Source organism: Sorangiineae bacterium MSr11367, assembly GCA_037157805.1.
In the GTDB taxonomy this organism is placed as follows: Bacteria; Myxococcota_A; Polyangia; order Polyangiales; family Polyangiaceae; genus Pendulispora; species Pendulispora rubella.
The window spans coordinates 13,033,769-13,049,580 of the sequence record CP089983.1; the positions used below are offsets into that span (position 1 = coordinate 13,033,769).

Below are 15,812 nucleotides of genomic sequence, written 5' to 3' on the forward strand. Positions count from 1 at the left end.
TTCGTCTTTGCGCTCAACCCAGGAGCGTTGACAATACGCCAACTTGGACCAATACGGTGTATCGATAGATACAGTGTATCGGAGGTCCCATGGAAACGATTGAAACGTCGGTGGTCGTGGTAGGTGGCGGGCTGGTCGGCTCGTCTTCCGCGCTTTTTCTCGCATGGCGCGGCGTTCCAACCGTGCTCATCGAACGGTACCCGGGCAGCTCGCCGCATCCGCGCGCCGTCGGTTACCGGTCGCGAACGCTCGAGCTGTATCGAGCGGTCGGGCTCGGTTCCGTCATCCCGCAGACGCCGCCGAACATGGTGTTGCGGCGCGCGCGGGTCGAGAGCCTCGCCGGGAAATGGATCCAAGAGGAGGCGCCCTGGTCGCCGCCCGAGAAGGACGAGGCGAAGGCCATCGAGCATTCACCCTGTCTGGGGGCAGCCATTGCGCAAGATCGTCTCGAGCCCATCCTGCGCGACAAGGCCATCGAGCTCGGTGCGGACGTGCGGCTTCAAACCGAGATGACGGCCTTCGAGCAAGACGCCGAGGGCGTGACCGTCCACGTGCGCGGGCCCGATGGGCGCGAGTACGCCGTGCGCGCGGCGTACCTGATCGCCGCCGACGGTCATCGCAGCCCGATCCGCGAGGCCTTGGGCATCGGCCGCACGGGGCGCGGCTTCATGCGGACCGCGCGCAGTGTTCTCTTTCGCGCCCCGCTCGACGAGTACCTCCGCAGCGGTGTTTCGCAGTTCAACATCGAGCAGCCCGACCTGAGCGCGTTCCTCACCACCTATCGCGACGGCCGCTGGGTGCTCATCTTTTCCGACGATCGCGAGCGGGACGACGCGGGGCTGCGCGATGCGATTGCCAAGGCCACGGGGCGTCCCGATCTGCCGATCGAGATCCTCACCACGGGCCGGTGGGAGTTGAGCGCCCTCATCGCGGACTCGTTCCGCTCGGGTCGCGTCTTTCTCGCCGGCGATGCCGCGCACACGCTGCCGCCCAACCGCGGTGGCTATGGCGCGAACACCGGCATCGAGGATGCGCACAACCTCGCGTGGAAGCTGTCCTCCGTTCTCTCGGGGGTCTCGACTCCGGCATTGCTCGACACCTACGACGCCGAGCGGCGCCCCATCGCATGGCTGCGCCACGATCAGATCTTCGCGCGTTCCGACTTCAAGGCGTTCGCCACGACCGAGGCGCCGCATGGGCCCGTCTTCGACGATGCTGCCATGGAGCTCGGCCAATTGTACCGATCGCACGCGGTGATCGGCGCCGGCGCGGAGCTCGCGCCTGCACGGCGTCCCGAACAATGGGCGGGGCACCTGGCACGCGCGCACCGCACGCGTGGGTTCTGCGCGGCGGCCACGAAAAGGTGTCCACGCTCGATCTCTACCAGCATGGCTGGGTCCTCCTGACCGAAGATGCCCGATGGATCACCGCGGCCGCCCGCGTCGGTTCCTCCTTGGGCATCGAGGTGCAAGGCCTGCGCATCGGCACCGATGTGGAGCCATTGGATACAGAAGCCCTTCGAACAGCGTACGGTCTCTCGCCCGAGGGCGCATCGCTCATCCGACCCGATGGCTACGTGGCGTGGCGCTCCGCCGTGCGGCCCGACGATCCGGAGCGCGCGCTTCGCGATGCGCTTGCACGCGTAGCGTCGCACGCGACGCTCTCCTGAGTCGGGCAATCGAGATTTGACGTTCCGTTCGCGAAATCGTCACAGAGATTGACGCCAAAAGCCGGCACCGTGCGCCCAAACGCGTCGCCTGAGCTAAAACGCGCGGACGCAGGGAGATAGAGCGATGATTCGATTGGGTCGGGCGGTGGCCGGGCTTGTGGCCGGTTCGTTTCTCGTTGTGGGATGCACGGGCGATGACGGCGCCAACGGCGCACCCGGGCACGATGGCAAAGACGGCGCGAACGCCGGCAAGACGGACAAATGGGGCGTTTCGGAGAGCGATCCCCCCGGTCTGGTCGGTCGTGCGGTGTTGCCGGCGGCGACCTTCGCACCCGGCCCGCCGTCGGGTGAGATCACCGGCGGCTTCTGGCCTTCGCAGCCGGTTCAAGGGTTCTCGTCCTTGGTCGATCTCGGCGATGGGTCGTTTTATGCGCTGGTCGACAATGGCTTTGGTGGGATTGAAAACTCGGCCGACGCCATGTTGCGCATCTACCGCGTACGGCCCTCGTACAAGACCAGCTCCGGTGGGTCCGGCGGCGTGGACGTGCTCAGCTACATCGAGCTCCGCGATCCCGACAAAAAGGTGAAATTCACCATCGTCAACCAATTCACCTCGCGGCGTCTTCTCACCGGTGCCGACTTCGATCCGGAGTCGTTGCGCGTGGCCGCCGACGGCACTCTTTGGATCGGCGACGAATTCGGCCCATTTCTTTTGCACTTCGATTCATCGGGCAAGCTTCTCGATGCACCGTATTCGCTGCCCGATTTCGAGCGCCCGGGGCAGTTCGTTCGCTCGCCGCAGAATCCGTGGCTGGAGGAGGCTTCCGCCATTCGCGTGATGAATGCGGCGAAGGCCCACGGCCGCGCGCACGGTGTGACCAAGACGCCGGTGTTCTCTCCGTGGCACGTTCACGTGGTCGATGCCGACACCACGGGCAACCGTGGTTTCAACACGCAGCGCGACAATTTCGACAAGCCCAACACGCCGGGCGCCAATGGAAATACCGGGCTTCAAGCGGCCAACGACGAGATCGTTCGCTTGACCAAGAGCCCCGGCTCGTTTCCGAGCATCCAGGCTGCGGGCTACCCCGTGGTGACCTGGACGGTGAACGACGCTCCGCGCATGAAGGAGATGCTCGACCTAGGCGTCAATGGCATCATTTCCGATCGGCCCGATATCCTTTACAGCACGATTGCCGCGTATGACGCGAACAAAGACGGCAAACCGGGCGATTTGCTCGATGCCGACGGTTTGATCGATCGCTCGAAGGTCGATGCGCAAGCCCACCGCGGCGGGCGCGACCTGCGGCCGGAGAATACGATTCCGTCGTACGAGGTCGGCCTGGACAATCTGATCAGCACCTTGGAAATGGACTGCGGGCTCACCGCGGACAACGTCCCCGTGATGTACCACGATCGGGATTTCCGAGGCTCTCTCCCGGGCGAGCCGAAGAAGTCGCGCCGCAAGGGCGGGGCAGCATTGCCGGTTCACATCAAGGACGTGACCTTGGCGAGCATCCAGGACGTCTCGTCTCCGATTCTCAACGATGGGGTCATCCGCACGGGAACGCCGCAGACGAACGATCCCGCTCTCTCCCCGGTGGCGCGCGCATTCTGGGCACAAAGGCATCGCGGTGCCGACGAAATTTACATGATGCCGAGCCTGGCGCAGGTGTTCGAGTTCGTCGACTTTTACGTCGATTATTACAAGAACGGCGAAGGCAAATCGCACGCGGACGCCGCCAAACGCTGGAAGAACGCGGCACGGATTCGCTTCAACATCGAAACGAAGTTGGATCCGCGCCAGCCGGATACCACGAAGAGCCCGGGCGAGTTCGTGACCGCGATTGCGGGGCTCATCACCGAGCGCGGTCTCGAGGATCGCGCCGACATCCAGAGCTTCGATTTTCGCACCTTGCTGCAGGTGCAAGAGCGCTTTCCGTACATTCGGACGGTGTACCTGTTCGGCGATTTCTCGATTTGCCCGACGGGGAAGGACGCGGACGGAAAGTCGTATTGCGACGACGGGACGAACTTCCAGCCGCTCGACATCAACGCCCCCGTGACCGAGTCGCTCTCCGACGCGAACAACACGCCGTGGATGGCCGGGATGTACTGGCCATACCGCCGCACCACCCTGGACTATGCGGTTCGCTCGCAGACGAGCGGTGGCTTCGAAGGCCTCGCCGTCTCGCCCGATGGCAAAAAGCTCTATCCTTTGCTGGAGAAGCCGCTCACCGGTGCGCCGGCGGGCCAATTGCTCATCAGCGAATTCGATACCGCGACGCGAAGCTACACGGGGACGCAGTTCAAGTATCAATATGCCGAACGCGGGGAATCGATTGGCGAGTTCGTGCTCTTCGCGGACCGGAAGGGCATCATCATCGAACGCGACGGAACGCAGGGGGACGTCAATGGTTGGAAGCGTCTCTTCCAAGTCGAGTTGCCTGCGGCTTCCGGCGCGGCGGTGATCAAGACGGATCTCGTCAATCTGAATGCGATTCCGGACACGCTGCAGCTTTCGGCTGGAACCGCGCTCGCGGGGGATGTGGGACTCGGCAATCCGTTTTCGTTTCCATTCCAAACCATCGAGAGCGTCCTGGTGTTGGGACCGCGTCTTCTGGCGGTGACGAATGACAACAATTATCCTGGCAGCATCGGTCGCCACAAAGGTCTGGGCCTCCCGGATGACAACGAGTTCATCCTGGTGAAGCTCGATCACGATCTCTATTGAGTTCGTTGCGCAAACCGCGCAAACCGACCGGCAGCTAAATCATCCCCGTGACAATGCGCCTTGCTTTTCCAAGGCGCATTCCTATACCTCGACAATCGCGCCGGAGACGAGGCGTGCGCAGTGCCATTGGATAATTCACGGGGTGATCCATATGACGTATGCATCCGCTCTTGCCCGCCGTTCCGCCCGACCGGCCATGCTGTTGGCTTTGTTCGTGACCGCCGCGGGATGTGGCAGCGACGGCGCGGAGGACTCGAAGGCGACGGACTCGGCCATTGATGTTACCGGTGGCATCAGCATCGAACTGGGGACTCCGGCCAAACTGAAGGTGCTCAGCATCGGGCAGCTGCAAGTGAACGGCGAGGACGAGATCCACGCGCCCTTCGTGCGTGCGGCGAAGGTGTGGCTCAATCAGATTGCTCCCGCGAACAATTTGGATATCACCTACGTCGAGAGTCCCAATGGCATTACGGACTCCGTGCTCTCGAAATACAATATGATTCTGCAGCTCAATTACGTGCCCTGGGGCTGGAATCGAACGGCACAAGCTGCCTTCGAAAAGTACATCGCCGAAGGGCGGGGCGGCTGGGTGGGGCTGCACCATGCGGGCTTGTATGGCCCCGAGGTCCAGCCGGAGGGGGAACCGCTCTGGACGTGGTATGGCAAATTCGTCGGCGGGATCAATTATCAGAACTACATTGCCTCGTTCGCCGAGGCCACCGTTCGCATCGAAGACCGATCGCACCCCATTTTCAAGGGCGTACCCGCGCAATTCCAGGTGACCAAGGACGAATGGTATACTTGGGATAGGAGTCCGAGGCCCAACGTTCAGGTCCTCGCCAACGTGGACGAGAACTCGTACAAGCCGCCGTCGGACATCAAAATGGGCGGCGACCACCCCGTGGTGTGGAGCAACCCGAAGTACAAGGCCAAGAACGTGTACATCTTCATGGGCCACCATCCCAATTTGATGGAGAACACCGCGTACAAGACCCTGTTGAAGAACGCCATCGTCTGGGCCGGCACACCCAAGCGATGAATCGTCGTTCGTTCATCTTGTCGGGAGCCGGAGCGTTGACCATGGCCGCGTGCACGAAGTCCGAACACGCGACCGCCGCGCTCCCGACGGATGGACGGATTCGTAGCGGCGGTGCCCGCATGATCGAGATCGAGGGCGGGTACCGCGTCTGGACCAAAAAGGTGGGCGATGCGCCCATCAAGCTTCTTCTGTTGCACGGAGGTCCCGGCGTCGATCACAGCTACTTCGAATGCTTCGAGGACTTCCTCCCGCAGAACGGAATCGAGTTTTACTATTACGACCAACTCGATTCGACGTACTCCGACAAACCCAACGATCCAAAGCTCTGGACCGTGGAGCGTTTTCGCGAGGAGGTGGAGGCTGTCCGCAAGGGGCTCGGGCTAGAGCAGTTCTATCTGCTCGGGCACTCCTGGGGCGGCATCCTGGCCATCGAATACGCCCTGGCGTACCAGGAGCATTTGAAGGGGCTCATCATTTCGAACATGCCGCCCGGGGTTCGGTCGGCGGAGGCGTATGCGCGCACCTTGCGGGCCGAGTTACCCCAGGAGACGCAGGCCACCCTCGAGAAGTACGAACGCGAAGGGAAGTTCGACGCTCCGGAATACTCACAAATCATGATGGATGTATTCTACACGCGCCATCTGTGCCGGTTGCCCCGCCCGTGGCCCGAGCCCATGGAGCGCATCTTTCGCCACTTCAACCGGGACATTTACAATTACATGCAGGGCCCGAACGTCATGCACGTCACCGGGACCTTGAAGGATTGGGACCGCTGGGCCGACGTTCCGCGCATCCGCACGCGGACGCTGACCATTGGCGCGAAGTACGATGAGGTGCCTCCCGAAGACATGAGGAAAATGGCTACCCTCATGCCCAATGCGCGCGCTTGGATCTCGGACAAAGGCGCCCATATGACCATGTACGACGATCAGCTGGCGTACGTCCGCACGCTCATCGACTTCCTGAAGTCCAGCTGAGAGTGGCGCACAATGGTAAAATCATTGTGCCCACCTCGACGAGGTTCTGGCCATCCTTGGAGATATGCGCTCATTCCGTTGGGGCTTATGGAGTTATGGCACTTGTGCTGGCGCGATCCTCGCGCTCGTGGCGTTCGTCGCTTGCAGCGACGACAACGATACGCAACCGGACAAGCCTCCCTCGGGTGGCGATGCCGCCTTGGATCAAAGCACCACACCGTTGCCGGACACCGGCCCCGCCGACAGCGGCTCGGTCGAGGGCGGGACGTGCGATCTCGATCAAAAGACGGCAGATGGTGGCCAATGTGATCTTCGCAAGACGCACGTGAGGTACGCCCACTTCGCCGCCCCGAGTTGCGAGGTCATCACACGGGGGCAGTTTTGCGATCGCATCGTGTTCCAGGTCTCTGCGGATGCAGGCGCCCAGGTTTCGGCCATTGCGCCGAGCTTCGAGTGCAAGGCTCAGGGCCAAGGTTTGCAATGCGTATGGGAAGACCCGCCGCCCCAGCTCGACGAACGCGGCTTTGCGCAGATCTGCGCGTTGACCACGAGCTCCATCGGTCTGTCGGACGAGGGAATCTCCTGCATGGTCTACATCTGAATCACTTCACGGCGCGGGCGCCCTGCAGGACCAGGCGAAAACCGAGCAGCCCGAGGAAGGCTCCGGTGATGCGATCCGCCGTCGTCTTGAATCGGCCGTAAACCGTGCGCGCCCGGCTCGTCGAGAGAACCGTGGCCACGAAGGAATACCAAAGCGTCTCGTCGACGATGACCATCAGCAGCACCGCCAAGCGGAACGCGAGCGACGCATCGCGCGGCAAGACGGTGATGAAGATGGAGGCGAAGAACACGGACACTTTGGGGTTCGCGAGCTGCACGCGCATCGCGCCGAGGAAGATTTGGGCATCGGTGGCCGCCGGTGCGCTCCCCGGCGCGGGCAGGGGATCCTTTGCGTGCTGCGCAATGCGGTAGGCGATGTAGACGAGGTACAGCCCGCCGGCGATCTGCGCCACCCGGTACAACTCCGCGACCCGCTCGAACAGCGCCGCGAGGCCGAGCAGGGCTCCCGCGGCCCACACGGTAGCACCTGCGCTCATGCCGAGCGCCGCGAGAAGGCCTGCCCGCCGCGAGCGGCTCGCAGCGGATTGCGCCACGAAAATGAAACTTGGACCCGGCGAAGCGCATGCGAGCAAATGGGCAATGGCCAAGGTGGCCAGCGAGGCCAGCATCGTGGGAGCGTCCATGAGGCCCAATCTGTAGGGTCGCGCTGGCACCTGCGACCACTGTTACTTTGCATGTCAATGGAGGATATGTAGGTGTCCTCGCGCCGCGCCCTTTGGACCATGAGATTTTCCCATGGGCCTATCGAGATCTCGAATCCGCGGCGGTCGTGGCCACCGCCGACAGACGGCACCCGCATTGTCACTGTTTGCCAATCTCGAAAAGGATTCGCGCAGTTGGGACGCTCATCGCTCGTTCGCAGTTCGCACGCTCATCTTAAGGAGATAGCCGGAGGCGCCACATGACCACCTGTGCGAGATGCGAAGTAGCGACTTGCATGCCGGGTAGCTCGTTTGGCGGGACGCTGAACCTTTCGAGTGCCATCGACAACATTGGCAATGATGACGGTTGAGTATTACGCAAACGCCCCGATTTTCGAACATTACTAAAGAAGCAAAGGAACCGATGGGACGGTAATCTCAATCATAGGTGTGTGCGCGTAAAGTGAGCAAGCAGCAAGAGTAACCATAGGTTATGCTTGGAGCGCAGTGCCCACGGCGACTCTGACTCCCACTCCGATTCCGAGCCCGATTCAGATCGCGAAGCGTTATGCGCTGCACGCTGAAATCGCATCGGGCGGCATGGCCGCGGTGCACTTTGGCCGCTGGTATGGACCCATGGGGTTCGCGCGCGTGGTGGCCATCAAGCGCCTGCACCCGCAATTCGCGCGAAATCCCGATTTCGTTGCCATGTTCCTCGACGAGGGGCGGGTGGCTGCGCGCGTGCGTCATCCCAACGTGCTGCCCACGTTGGACATCGTGGTGACAGACAACGAGCTTTTCCTCATCATGGAATACGTGCACGGCGAATCGCTCGCACGGCTCGTGCGCCGTTCGCGCGAGCGCGGGTATCCGCCGCCGCTGCGCGTCGTGGGCAGCATCATGAGCGGCGTGTTGCACGGTCTTCACGCAGCGCACGAAGCGCGCGATGAACACGGCGAATTGCTCGGCCTCGTGCACCGTGACGTCTCACCGCAGAATGTCCTCGTGGGGTGCGATGGCATTGCGCGCCTTCTCGACTTTGGCGTCGCCAAGGCCGCGGGCCGCGTGCAGACATCGATTTCGGGGCAGCTCAAGGGCAAGCTTTCGTACATGCCGCCGGAGTTGTTCCGCGGCGAGACATCGCGCCAAACGGATGTGTACGCGGCGGCGGTGGTGCTCTGGGAGCTCCTTACCGGCAATCGTCTGTTCAAAGGCGACAACGAGGCCATGGTCATTGACCAGATCCTCAACCGTCCGGTGGCACCCCCCAGCACCCTCATGGTGAAGGGCCACATGTCCGCGCAAACGAGCGGCGCGCTGGACAAAGTCACGTTGCGCGGGCTCGATCGCGATCCGACGCGTCGTTATTCCACGGCACGGGAGATGGCCGTCGCGTTGGAGCGAGCCATCGGCGTCGCCTCGTCGTCCGAGGTTGGCGAATGGGTCGAGGCGGTCGCGCAAAATGAATTGCATCGCCGGGCCGCGCGGCTCGCCGCCTTGGAGAAGAGCAAGCCTTCCACCGAGGAGCTGGACGCGGCGCCCGAGACGAACATGGGGCCGATCCCCGGGACGGAGCTGGCCGCGCACACGGGGTCTCAAGTTTTCCTGCGCCGCACGCTACCCGATGCGGACGTCTCGTTCGTTCCCACGCCCGTGCCCGTGAGTCACCCAGAGAGCCATGCGCGACTTGCGGTGGACTCGGACAGCGATGATCCGTGGCTCGAGTATTCGCGTGCGCGCCGGCGGCGCAACGCCTTCATTCTTGCGGTGGTGGCCTTGGGGTCGGTGGCCGCGCTCATGGTGTTGATCGTGGTGTGGCGCGCGCGTGGCGGTTCCTTGTCGCCCAAGCCCGCGCCGCAGGCCGCGGCCATCGCGTCGGCGCCACAGGCTCCATCGGCGTCGCATCGTGCATCGGCGGCGGCACCTGCGGAGACGGCCGCGCCGGTACCGGCCATCGAGGCGCGGGCCATCGTACCCACGGAGAGCGACGCCGGTATGCGTGCCTCTCCGAAGAAGGTGACCCCCGCGCCCCCGAGTCACAAGCGCGCTCCGACGCCGATTGCCATGCCGGCGCCGCCGGCCACTCCGCCGCAAGGAAGCGCGGCCACCTGCGATCCGCCCTTCGTCGTCGATGCGGCGGGGCACAAACAATACAAACGCGAATGCCTATGACGATGACGAAAAGGTCCGTTCTGGTGAGTGCGCTCGGATGCATCGCGTGCCTGTTCGCACCGTCCGCCGCCGCACAATCGAAAGAGCAATGCGCGGCCGCCGCGGAGCAGGGGCAAAAGCTGCGCGATGAAAAGAAGCTCGTCGAGACGCGGGGCAAGTTCCTCCTTTGCGCGAGCGAGTCCTGCCCGGCCGTCGTGCGGAAGGACTGCGTGAATTGGCTGTCGGACGTCGATTCGCGCACCCCCTCCGTGGTCTTTCGAGCGCAGACCGCGGGAGCGCGCACCCTCTCGGCCGTGCGTGTCATCGTCGACGGCCAGCGGCTGATCGAGGGGCTCGACGGCCGCGCCATCTCGATGGATCCCGGAATGCACAAGGTGCGTTTCGAGAGCGAGGGGCGCGCGCCGGTGGAGCAAACGGTGGTGATCAACGAGCGGGAGCGAAACCGCGCGGTGATGGCGACGTTCGAGGACGAGGCGGCATCCTCCGAGCGAGGCAGCTCTCGCGAGCGCGATTCGTCTGCGTCGTCGGTGCCCCCACCCCCCGCCGGATCGTCCGGGGGTGGTGGCCGAACGGCGGCGTTCATCTTGGGGGGCGTGGGGTTGCTCGCCGCCGGGGGCGCGGTCTACTTCGGAATCACCGGGTTGCAGGAGACGCGCGACTACCACGACGGTTGCGCCAAAACGAAGAACTGCGCTGGCTCCGATGTCGACGGCACGCGGACCAAGCTTCTCCTCGCAGACATCGGAGGTGGCGTCGCCTTGGTCAGCCTAGGCGTGGCTACTTATTTGTTTATCCGATCCGGATCGACACCGAAAAACGAAGCGCGCAATACCCCACACATCGCACTAAGCCCGATTCGAGGTGGCGCGATGGCCGGGATTGACGGCGCTTGGTAGGTGCCTACTTACTGTTGGCCGCGTTGAAGTGAGCGCGAATGCGCTCCGGCGAGAGCGCGTGGTCATAAATAGCGATTTCGTCGAGTGAGCCTTCGAAGGCATCATCGCCTCCCGAGTTGCTTCCGAACGAGAGGGTTCCGTCCGTGGAGATCATGCTCAGGCTGAAGTTTGCACTCTTCACCTCGGAGCCATTGAAGAAGATGCGGCCTTTCGTGCCGTCGAAGGTGGCCGCGACATGCGCAAATTTCGTGCTGGCCGCTGCGGCGTAGCTCACCGACTCGGAGACGTCGCCCAGCTTTCGAGAATAGATCCAGAGCGACTGGTTGTTCACCATGGGGCTGACGTACAGCGAATAGCCCGTACCTTTGCCGTCGATGACGGATTTCTTCGCAATGACATATCCGCGGCCGCCGTCCCATTTGGCCCACACCTCGAGCGTGCAGTGCGATTTGTCCGAAAATTCGAAGACGTCGCCGATGCGAACGCGGCTTCCGAAGGCCCCGTCGAATCGCACGGCCGTATCGTTCGAAACGACGCCCGGGACACCGAATGAGATCCCGTTTTCATAAGCGCCCGGGTTGGCGTTGATTTCGTCCTTTGCGGGGGTGCCCGAACGGTCGCCTAGTCGCCAATAACCCACGGGACTATCGGCGCGGACCTCTTCGGCATATCGAGGGCCAGTCGGAGTGGCATCCTTGTTTGGAGTCGCATCGCCGAGGGTATCGCCGCCAGTGTCCACTGGCGGCGCGTCCGCTGCATCGAAGCCGTCCACTCCTGCGCCGTCCCATAATGGATTTCCGCTATCTTCGTCGCCGGGTGGCGGTTGCGGCCCCGAGCCTCCCGGGAAATCGAGATCGGCCAAGAAGCTGCAGCCTGCAATGGGCACCGCGAGCCACGGAATCGCGGAGAACACGAGAAAGAGGGAAAACGGAGCGTTTTGGCAGCGTCTTCGCCTTCGCCCCTGCGGGGCCGTCGTCGACACTCGCATATCGGGAAGAAGGTATCGCGCCCTGGGTAATTGTCGAGCGGCTCGAGCGGTGGACGCCGTGATCTTTTTAATAGGCAAACGTGTGGCGGGAAGAGAAATGAATTGAAAAACATCGGAGCGGTGCATGGCAACTCCTGTCGAGCGGCGCCAAAAAGCGCAGTTCAAGCGTGGCTATTGCCTATGACGCTCGAATAGTGTCCCGCGCATGGTTTGGAGAATTTTGGGCGCATTGGGCGTGGTTGCCATGGCAATGGGCGCTTTCTGGCTTTGTTCGCCCAAGCCGTCCTGTTTTCGCGTCCACGGCCATCGCGCGGTCCATTTCCGCGGCGCCCGTGTTTTCGACGGTGATCATGTGCTTGCCGGGGGCGAGGTTCTCGTCGTCGACGGGAGTATCGCCGCGGTCGGAGAGCTTGCGTGCATCGATGCGGGGGGCGCCGAACTCGAGGTGGTCGACGCCCGGGGCCAAACGCTTTTGCCGGGGCTCATCGACGCGCATACGCACGGCAGTGCGAGTGAAGAGTCGCTCACCGACGCCGTGGCCTTCGGGGTCACGACGGAAATCGATATGGGCGGCTCCAGTCCGGCTCGGCTTGCGGAGATTCGTGCGCAGGACAACCCTCAACGGGCGGACGCCATCGGGGCAGGCCACTGGGTGACGGCCCCGGGCGGCCACGGGACGGAGTTCGGTGACAAAGGCCCTACCCTCGCACGCGCGGAGGATGCCGACGGGTTCGTCGCGGCCCGCGTGGCGGAGGGGTCGTCGTTCATCAAGCTGATCATCTCGAGCGAGTTGCCCACGCTGAACGAGGAGAAGGCCCGCGCGGTCGTCGACGCCGCCCACGCCCGCGATCGCCGAGTGGTCAGCCACGTGAACACGCGCGCGGACGCCGAGGTGGCCGTCGCCGCAGGCGTCGATGGGCTCGCGCACTTGTTCATCGATCGACTCAACGGGCAGCTGAGGAACGGTACGCCGGTGGGCTGGGACGCGGCGGCCGTGCAGCGGCTCGTGGAGGAAATGGGGCGCCGGCACGTCTTCGTCATTCCAACGTTGGAAGTGCTGCAGAGCGCATGTGGGCTGGCGCCGGGCAAGGCTATTTTGGCCGACCCTCGGCTCGAGCCCCGTCTGAGCGACCGCGTGAAGCGCGTCCTTCGCGCCAAGGGCTGGGGCGTGAACTCGGACCGCGACTGCTACGCCCACGTGATGGAGTCCGTTTCGATGATGCGAGGTGTGGTGCCGATTCTCGCCGGCACCGATGCAGGAAACGCGGGGGTCACCCACGGCGCCAGCCTGCACCGCGAGCTGGAGTTGCTCGTCGAAGCGGGCTTGTCCCCCATCGAAGCCCTGCGCGCCGCGACCTCCGCCCCCGCGGCCTTCTTCCCAGCCCTGACCGACCGCGGGCGCATCGCCGTGGGCGCCCGCGCCGACCTACTCCTGGTCGAGGGCGACCCCACGGCGGACATCCTGGCCACGCGGGCGATCGTCCGCGTCTACAAACACGGCACGCGCGCCTATTGAGCCTGCGGGCATTCCGGCCAATGATGCACGGAGTCCGAGATGACGCGAATGGCCGCTGTATTCATTGTTCAGCATGCTTACGAACGGGACGACTCCGAAGAGATCAAGTTCATTGGTGTTTATTCGAGTCGAATGAAGGCGGAGGAGGCCGTGTTGCGACTCAAGGAACAACCGGGCTTCAGGGAATACCCGGACGGTTTTTGCATCGACCGCTACGAGATTGACAAGGACCACTGGGAAGAAGGCTTCGTGACGGTACGGCATGGGTGAAACAAGGCGGAATCTCTCGACGTCGCGAGAATTGTGAGCCGTGCGAGGTCGGAATTACGGACGAGCAACACTCGAATGAGCGGAGACGGCGGCGCGGGCGAAGGCGTAGGCAGCGGCTTCGCTTTGGACCCAGCGGGTTGCGGTGGTGGCGCCCCCGTGGGCGGCGTCTCGCTCGATGCGGTAGAGGACTGTGGCGGAGGGGGCGGCTGCATGCAGGGCGGCGACGAATTTGCGGCTGTGCATGGGATTGACGCGGTCGTCGTCGGCGCTACCCATGACGAGGACCCATGGATATCGAACCCCGGATTTGACGCGATGATAAGGGGAATAACGTAGGAGTGCGGCGAATTCGGAGGGATTCTCTGGCTCGCCGAATTCTTTGATCCAAAGAGGCCCGTAGCCTCCGATGCGGTAGCGGACCATATCGGTGATGGGGACCTCGGAGATCACGCCGGCGTAGAGCTCGGGGCGCTCGGTCATGGCCATCGCCGTGAGGAGGCCCCCCGACGATTTTCCGCGAATGACGAATTGCGAGGGAGTGGTCCAGTTCTCGCGAATCAGTTGCTCCGAGGCGGCGATGAAGTCGGCGTAAACGTTTGCGCGTTTTTCCTTCATGCCGGCGCGGTGCCACTCTTCCCCGAACTCGCCCCCGCCGCGAATCATGGCTTCGGCGTAGACCCCTCCTTGATCGAGCCAGGCCTCGATGCCTTTGCGGTACCCGGGTTCCAGTGAAATGCCCAAAGCGCCATAGGCATGAAGAATGAGCGGCGCAGGCCTGTTTCGTGGCGTCGTCTTGGCTCGGACCACAAAGATGGGCCCCCGTGTTCCATCGGGCGAGGTATAGAGGATCTTTTCCGTGACGTACGCCGTGTCCGAAGCCTGTTCCTTGGCAACGGGAAATCGCTCCAGCGTAAAGTTCGGAGGTCGCACCACGTAGGGGGTCATCGGCTGGGCGTAGTTCGAAAAGGATAAGGTGCCCTCGCTGTGCGGGGGGGCCACCACGATGCCCGAAAGGGAACCCCACCCGGGCGCCTGCAGGTTGCGAACATACGTCCCGTCGAGGCGGTGAATGGCATATTCCTTCTCACCGCCCTTGAAGTATTCGAGGGCCATGTACTTCTCGAACAACGCATAGTTCGTGATGGTGGCGTCGTCGCGCTGGCGCACGATCTCGCGCCATCGTTCACGCTCAGGGTGCAGCATGTCCGCGAGAAGCATGCGCCCGCGCGGAGCGTCTTCCGTGGTCATCACGTAGAGCAGATTCCCGCGATGGTCACCGCGGTACACCGCCTCGCGATCGGGGGTAAGCCTCTTCCACGTGCTCTGCTTGGATGCCCTATCGAGAACGGTGAACGTGTTCTTCGTCGTGCCGTGCCAGCTTGAGGCAATCAGCCAGCGACCATCTTCGGACAGACCGGGCACCTCCAGGACACCGTCTTGATGGTGTGGCTCCTTGATGACGGTATCCGCCTCCGGATCCGTCCGCAGAAGATGATACTGAATGCGCGATTGCGCCGAGCGCTTCTCCGGGGAAAGGTCGAGATGGTTCGGCGACCACGTGTAATAGAATCCCTTCTCCTTCTCGTCCCAAACGGGATACGAATGGCGCATGTTGCCGACGCGATCCGGTAGCCAAGCGCGGGCACGGATGTCGAACACGCGCCCTTCCAGAGCATCGCCACCTTTGTTGCTGACGAGGAAAACGACGTAGCGACCATTGCGTGAGACGTCCCACCACATCGCAATGAGCTGTTCGTTCGGATCCAGGCGGTCCAAATCGACCAGGGGCGTCTCCGTCTTGGTGGCCGGATCGTATTCGAAGAAGGTGCCCCGCTCATGGGGGGCGTCGCGCCGCCCATAGTAATAGCGGCCGCCCTTCTTGATGGGCAAATCGAGCCACTCCGAGTTTCGGCTGATTTTCTCCAGTTCGCCGGCCAATGCGGCCCGCTCCGGCATCGACTCGAGAACGGCGCGTGCCTTGCGATCCTCGGAATTGGCCCAGTCGAGAACGGCCGGGTCGTTGCCGTCTTCGAGCCAGCGAAATGGGTCAGCGACCGACACGCCGTGAAAGGTCTCGACCACGCCCGGCCGTGTGCTGGCGGCGGTCGTCGAGGCGGCAGGCGGCGATGCCGCGAGGCGTACCTTGGCGGGCGATGTGTTCGAATGCGGCGAGCACGCGCCCGCAGCGGAAACCAGTACGGCGACGACGAAGGACGCTCTCATGTCTCTGGGAGTCGACCATCACCTCGGCGAAGTTGCGCGTCAACGCCCGTGGCTATTTTGTCGGGA

13 protein-coding genes are annotated in these 15,812 nt (G+C 63.2%); 10 read left to right on the forward strand and 3 right to left on the reverse strand.

Features of this window, described 5'->3' with window-relative positions; genetic code table 11:
* Positions 1-89 precede the first annotated feature (89 nt).
* The 6 genes from LVJ94_50885 (at position 90) to LVJ94_50910 (ending at position 7,020) form a co-directional block, all read left to right on the forward strand.
* Positions 90-1,406 (forward strand): FAD-dependent monooxygenase, encoded by a 1,317-nt coding sequence (locus tag LVJ94_50885; GenBank protein WXB05191.1) that lies wholly within the window; start codon positions 90-92, stop codon positions 1,404-1,406.
* On the forward strand, positions 1,364-1,669 hold the full coding sequence (locus tag LVJ94_50890) for a hypothetical protein (protein WXB05192.1): 306 nt from the start codon (positions 1,364-1,366) through the stop codon (positions 1,667-1,669). Before LVJ94_50885 ends, LVJ94_50890 begins: the two co-directional genes overlap by 43 nt.
* A gap of 124 nt (positions 1,670-1,793) precedes the next feature.
* Positions 1,794-4,403 (forward strand): esterase-like activity of phytase family protein, encoded by a 2,610-nt coding sequence (locus LVJ94_50895; protein WXB05193.1) that lies wholly within the window; start codon positions 1,794-1,796, stop codon positions 4,401-4,403.
* A gap of 196 nt (positions 4,404-4,599) precedes the next feature.
* Entirely contained in the window at positions 4,600-5,442 is an 843-nt protein-coding gene (locus tag LVJ94_50900) for a ThuA domain-containing protein (GenBank protein WXB05194.1), read from the forward strand.
* Positions 5,439-6,419, forward strand: coding sequence for a proline iminopeptidase-family hydrolase (locus LVJ94_50905; protein WXB05195.1), 981 nt, complete (start codon positions 5,439-5,441; stop codon positions 6,417-6,419). The genes LVJ94_50900 and LVJ94_50905 overlap by 4 nt, the downstream gene beginning before the upstream one ends.
* Positions 6,420-6,483: 64 nt before the next feature.
* Positions 6,484-7,020 (forward strand): hypothetical protein, encoded by a 537-nt coding sequence (locus LVJ94_50910; GenBank protein WXB05196.1) that lies wholly within the window; start codon positions 6,484-6,486, stop codon positions 7,018-7,020.
* Position 7,021: 1 nt separating this feature from the next.
* Here LVJ94_50910 and LVJ94_50915 read toward each other — a convergent pair whose 3' ends face one another.
* Positions 7,022-7,663, reverse strand: a complete 642-nt coding sequence (locus LVJ94_50915) for a LysE family transporter (protein ID WXB05197.1) — start codon at positions 7,661-7,663, stop codon at positions 7,022-7,024.
* A gap of 525 nt (positions 7,664-8,188) precedes the next feature.
* Here LVJ94_50915 and LVJ94_50920 point away from each other — a divergent pair.
* Together LVJ94_50920 and LVJ94_50925 are read left to right on the forward strand one after the other, a co-directional pair.
* Positions 8,189-9,853 (forward strand): serine/threonine protein kinase, encoded by a 1,665-nt coding sequence (locus LVJ94_50920; GenBank protein WXB05198.1) that lies wholly within the window; start codon positions 8,189-8,191, stop codon positions 9,851-9,853.
* A 2-nt stretch (positions 9,854-9,855) separates the two neighbouring features.
* Entirely contained in the window at positions 9,856-10,749 is an 894-nt protein-coding gene (locus LVJ94_50925; protein WXB05199.1) for a hypothetical protein, read from the forward strand.
* 4 nt (positions 10,750-10,753) lie between these two features.
* On the opposite strand, the gene LVJ94_50930 is transcribed toward LVJ94_50925, so the two are convergent.
* Entirely contained in the window at positions 10,754-11,662 is a 909-nt protein-coding gene (locus LVJ94_50930) for a LamG domain-containing protein (protein WXB05200.1), read from the reverse strand.
* A gap of 319 nt (positions 11,663-11,981) precedes the next feature.
* On the opposite strand from LVJ94_50930, the gene LVJ94_50935 reads away from it, so the two are divergent.
* Both LVJ94_50935 and LVJ94_50940 read left to right on the forward strand, forming a co-directional pair.
* The gene (locus LVJ94_50935; protein WXB05201.1) at positions 11,982-13,253 is read left to right on the forward strand and encodes an amidohydrolase family protein; all 1,272 of its coding nucleotides are present in this window, start codon (positions 11,982-11,984) and stop codon (positions 13,251-13,253) included.
* 48 nt (positions 13,254-13,301) lie between these two features.
* Positions 13,302-13,523 (forward strand): hypothetical protein, encoded by a 222-nt coding sequence (locus tag LVJ94_50940; protein ID WXB05202.1) that lies wholly within the window; start codon positions 13,302-13,304, stop codon positions 13,521-13,523.
* 54 nt (positions 13,524-13,577) lie between these two features.
* Here LVJ94_50940 and LVJ94_50945 read toward each other — a convergent pair whose 3' ends face one another.
* The gene (locus LVJ94_50945; GenBank protein WXB05203.1) at positions 13,578-15,746 is read right to left on the reverse strand and encodes a prolyl oligopeptidase family serine peptidase; all 2,169 of its coding nucleotides are present in this window, start codon (positions 15,744-15,746) and stop codon (positions 13,578-13,580) included.
* Positions 15,747-15,812 lie beyond the last annotated feature (66 nt).

Coding starts and splice junctions, on each gene's coding strand:
- LVJ94_50905 (WXB05195.1), top strand. CDS start 5,439: ATGAATCGTCGTTCGTTCATCTTGTCGGGAGCCGGAGCGTTGACCATG.
- LVJ94_50895 (WXB05193.1), top strand. CDS start 1,794: ATGATTCGATTGGGTCGGGCGGTGGCCGGGCTTGTGGCCGGTTCGTTT.
- LVJ94_50935 (WXB05201.1), top strand. CDS start 11,982: ATGGCAATGGGCGCTTTCTGGCTTTGTTCGCCCAAGCCGTCCTGTTTT.
- LVJ94_50910 (WXB05196.1), top strand. CDS start 6,484: ATGCGCTCATTCCGTTGGGGCTTATGGAGTTATGGCACTTGTGCTGGC.
- LVJ94_50925 (WXB05199.1), top strand. CDS start 9,856: ATGACGAAAAGGTCCGTTCTGGTGAGTGCGCTCGGATGCATCGCGTGC.
- LVJ94_50900 (WXB05194.1), top strand. CDS start 4,600: ATGCTGTTGGCTTTGTTCGTGACCGCCGCGGGATGTGGCAGCGACGGC.
- LVJ94_50915 (WXB05197.1), bottom strand. CDS start 7,663: ATGGACGCTCCCACGATGCTGGCCTCGCTGGCCACCTTGGCCATTGCC.
- LVJ94_50945 (WXB05203.1), bottom strand. CDS start 15,746: ATGAGAGCGTCCTTCGTCGTCGCCGTACTGGTTTCCGCTGCGGGCGCG.
- LVJ94_50885 (WXB05191.1), top strand. CDS start 90: ATGGAAACGATTGAAACGTCGGTGGTCGTGGTAGGTGGCGGGCTGGTC.
- LVJ94_50940 (WXB05202.1), top strand. CDS start 13,302: ATGGCCGCTGTATTCATTGTTCAGCATGCTTACGAACGGGACGACTCC.